Origin of the sequence: Thioclava sp. UBA3469, from assembly GCF_002378135.1 — a bacterium.
Taxonomy (GTDB): domain Bacteria; phylum Pseudomonadota; class Alphaproteobacteria; order Rhodobacterales; family Rhodobacteraceae; genus Thioclava; species Thioclava sediminum.
In genome coordinates this window covers 1-3998 of sequence record NZ_DFRG01000277.1, presented here as the reverse complement: position 1 = coordinate 3998, position 3998 = coordinate 1, and the positions used below count along the sequence as shown (strand labels likewise).

Genomic DNA, 3998 nt, shown 5'->3' with positions numbered 1-3998 from the left:
GAGGAAGTCGCGCGCGCCTTCCGGCGACGACGCAGTGATGATCGGCGTCTGGAACTCGTTGAAATCGGCGTCCCACATGCGTTTGCGCATCGATTTCACGACGTTGGAGCGCAGGATCATCTTGTCATGCAGGCTCTCGCGGCGCAGGTCGAGGAAGCGATAGGACAGACGCGTTTCTTCGGGATATTCCAGCTCGCCGAAGACCGGCAGCGGCAGCTCCTCGGACTCGCCCAGAATTTCGATGTCGCGGACATAGACCTCGATCTCGCCGGTTGGAATCTTCGGGTTGATCAGGCTCTCGTCGCGCAGCTTCACGGTGCCGTCGATGCGGATCACCCATTCGGAGCGCGTTTTCTCCATCGTCTTGAAGGCGGGGCTGTCGCCGTCACAGAGCACCTGCGTCATACCGTAATGATCGCGAAGATCGATGAAGAGCACCCCCCCGTGATCGCGCACGCGATGGACCCAGCCCGCGAGGCGGACGGTCTCACCGGCGTTGGCGGCGCTCAGATCTGCGCAGGTATGGCTGCGAAAGGCATGCATGGGAGGCTCCCCGGATCGAGAATTGCGTATAGTCGCGCCGATACACCCGTTGAGCGCGCAAAAGTCAAGCTGTGCGGAGGCACACAGGCCCGTCTCGAGCTGTTCACGCGCGCGTGGCTCGAAAAATTGTAAATTTTCGGTTAACTTCAGAGACAACGGGAACTTTGGTAATTTCACAAAGGTTGCCGTCATGAAGGCTAACGCTGGAGCCTGCCAAGCCCCGGCATGATCCGGAGAGACCATATGAGAGCTTGGGACTCGCTTCTCGACCGTATGTTGCGCCACCTGATCCGCAGGGGCACGCTCGAACTCGTCTATTCGGACGAGACGCTCAGACGCTACGGCGACGGCACCGGAGACCCGGTCCGCGTCACCATCGAAAACCCCGACGTAACGCGCAGGATCGTGCTCCGGCCCGATCTCGGCGTCGGCGAAGGCTATATGAACGGCGATTACACGATCGCGAATGACGATTTGCGTGGCTTTCTCGCCCTCGCGATCCGCAACCAGACCGGATCCGGCATGCCGTGGTTCGAGAAACCGCGCGAGGCGAGCCGTTTCTTCGGCCGCCGCTTCGCGCAGTTCAACCCGGTCAACAAGGCGCGCACCAACGTGGCGCATCACTATGACCTGTCAGGCGAGCTTTATGACCTCTTCCTCGATGAGGACCGGCAATATAGCTGCGCCTATTTTGAGCGCCCCGACATGACGCTGGAAGAAGCGCAGGAGGCCAAGAAACACCATATCGCTAAGAAGCTGTTGATCGAGCCGGGCATGACCGTTCTCGATATCGGTTGCGGCTGGGGCGGCATGGCGCTGACGCTGGCACGCGATTTCGGCGCGAACGTGGTGGGGGTGACGCTGTCCACCGAACAGCACGCGCTGGCCCGCAAACGTGTCAAAGAGGCCGGCCTCGAAGACAAGATCGACATCCGCCTGACCGATTACCGCGATGTGACCGACAAGTTCGACCGGATCGTCTCGGTCGGCATGTTCGAACATGTCGGCGTGCCGCATTACCGCGAGTATTTCTCGAAGGTGCGCGAGCTACTCAAACCGGGCGGCGTCTCGCTGATCCATTTCATCGGACGCTCGGGCCCCGGTGGCGCGACCGCCGATTTCATCACGAAATACATTTTCCCCGGCGGCTATTGCCCGGCCATGTCCGAAGCGTCGAACGCGGTCGAACATGAAGGCCTCATTACCACCGATCTCGAGGTCTGGCGGCTGCATTACGCGGAAACCCTGCGCCATTGGTGCGATCGGTTCGAAGCGAATATCGACAAGGCCGTCGCACTTTACGACGAGCGGTTCTGCCGGATGTGGCGCTTCTACCTCGTGGCCTCGGAGATGGCTTTCCGCCATGGCGGGCAGGTCGTGTTCCAGTATCAGCTGGCCCATGAAGTGGGCGACGTGCCGCTGACCCGCGACTACCTCTATCGCGACGAAGACGAACAGGAACATCGGCTGGCCGCCGAGTAAGTCGACCACTCCCTGACCGGGCTGAAATCAGGCTGCGCTCCTCCCGGCGCGCAGCCTGACCGACTTGCGCGCGCGCCCTCGCGTCACCCTGCAACCCGGCTATCGCGTCCTGACCCTCTTGCGACGCCTGACCCTTTGCGTATAAAGCGCCTCAATTTGCGCAGTGACCAGAGGGGATTCCCATGCCGAAGAGAACAGACATCACGTCAATCCTCATCATCGGCGCCGGGCCCATTGTGATCGGGCAAGCCTGCGAGTTCGACTACTCGGGCGCCCAGGCCTGCAAAGCCCTTCGCGAAGAAGGCTACCGCGTCATCCTCGTGAACTCGAACCCGGCGACGATCATGACCGATCCGGGGCTCGCCGACGCCACCTATATCGAACCGATCACCCCGGAAGTCGTCGCCAAGATCATCGAGGCCGAGCGCCCCGACGCGGTGCTGCCGACGATGGGCGGCCAGACCGGCCTCAACACCGCGCTGTCGCTGGCCGATATGGGCGTGCTGGAGAAATTCGGCGTCGAGCTGATCGGCGCGAACCGCGATGCGATCGAGATGGCCGAAGACCGGAAGCTCTTCCGCGAGGCGATGGACCGGATCGGCCTCGAGAACCCGAAAGCGACCATCGTGTCCTCGCCCAAGCGCGAGAACGGCACCTATGACGTCAACGAGGGCGTGCGTCAGGCGCTGCTCGAACTCGAACATATCGGCCTGCCCGCGATTATCCGCCCCGCCTTCACGCTGGGTGGCACCGGCGGCGGCGTCGCCTATAACCGCGAAGATTACGAGCGCATCTGCCGCTCGGGCCTCGACGCCTCCCCGATGAGCCAGATCCTCGTCGACGAGTCGCTGCTGGGCTGGAAAGAATTCGAGATGGAGGTCGTGCGCGACAAGGCCGACAACGCCATCATCGTCTGCGCCATCGAGAACGTCGATCCGATGGGCGTCCATACCGGCGACTCGATCACCGTCGCCCCCGCGCTGACGCTGACCGACAAGGAATACCAGATCATGCGCAACGGCTCGATCGCCGTGCTGCGCGAGATCGGCGTCGAGACCGGCGGGTCGAACGTGCAGTGGGCGATCAACCCCGAAGACGGCCGCATGGTCGTGATCGAGATGAACCCGCGCGTGTCGCGCTCTTCGGCGCTGGCCTCGAAGGCCACCGGCTTCCCGATCGCGAAGATCGCGGCGAAGCTGGCCGTGGGCTACACGCTCGATGAGCTGGACAACGACATCACCAAGGTCACGCCCGCCTCCTTCGAGCCGACCATCGACTATGTCGTCACCAAGATCCCGCGCTTCGCCTTCGAGAAATTCGCAGGCTCCAAGCCCGAACTGACCACCGCGATGAAATCGGTGGGCGAGGCGATGGCGATCGGCCGGACCTTCCACGAATCCGTGCAGAAAGCTCTGGCGTCGATGGAGACGGGCCTGAGCGGCTTCGACGAGATCGAGATCGAAGGCGCGCCGGAGAAGGCCGCCGTCATCAAGGCGATCTCGCAGCAGACTCCCGACCGGATGCGCCTCATCGCACAGGCGATGCGCCACGGGCTGAGCAATGACGAAATCCAGCACGCGACCTCCTTCGATCCGTGGTTCCTCGCCCGGATCCGCGAAATCGTCGAGGCCGAGAACGAGATCCGCAAGAAGGGCCTGCCGCTCGACGAGAAGGGCCTGCGCAATCTCAAGATGATGGGCTTCTCGGATGCGCGTCTGGCCACGCTGACCGGCCGCGACGAGGCGCAGGTCCGCCGGGCCCGCCGCAACCTCGGCGTCACCGCGGTCTTCAAGCGCATCGACACCTGCGCCGCCGAATTCGAAGCGCAGACGCCCTACATGTATTCGACCTATGAAGCCCCCGCGATGGGCGAGGTCGAATGCGAGGCACGGCCCTCCGACAACAAGAAAGTCGTCATCCTTGGCGGCGGTCCGAACCGGATCGGCCAGGGGATCGAGTTCGACTATTGCTGC

The 3998-nt window shown here is 62.8% G+C and carries 3 protein-coding genes; 2 read left to right on the top strand and 1 reads right to left on the bottom strand.

What is annotated here, in order from left to right; genetic code table 11:
• On the bottom strand, positions 1-543 hold a 543-nt coding region (locus B3D39_RS20185), incomplete at its 3' end, for an OB-fold nucleic acid binding domain-containing protein (protein ID WP_286790028.1).
• A gap of 243 nt (positions 544-786) precedes the next feature.
• On the opposite strand from B3D39_RS20185, the gene B3D39_RS20180 reads away from it, so the two are divergent.
• A complete protein-coding gene (locus tag B3D39_RS20180; protein WP_078520487.1) occupies positions 787-2025 on the top strand; it encodes an SAM-dependent methyltransferase in 1239 nt (412 codons plus the stop codon).
• Between the two features lie 182 nt (positions 2026-2207).
• On the top strand, positions 2208-3998 hold a 1791-nt coding region (gene carB, locus B3D39_RS20175), incomplete at its 3' end, for a carbamoyl-phosphate synthase large subunit (protein WP_286790027.1).

What these genes read in the sequence shown, in the direction of transcription:
- B3D39_RS20180 (WP_078520487.1), top strand. Translation starts at nt 787, where the DNA reads ATGAGAGCTTGGGACTCGCTTCTCGACCGTATGTTGCGCCACCTGATC.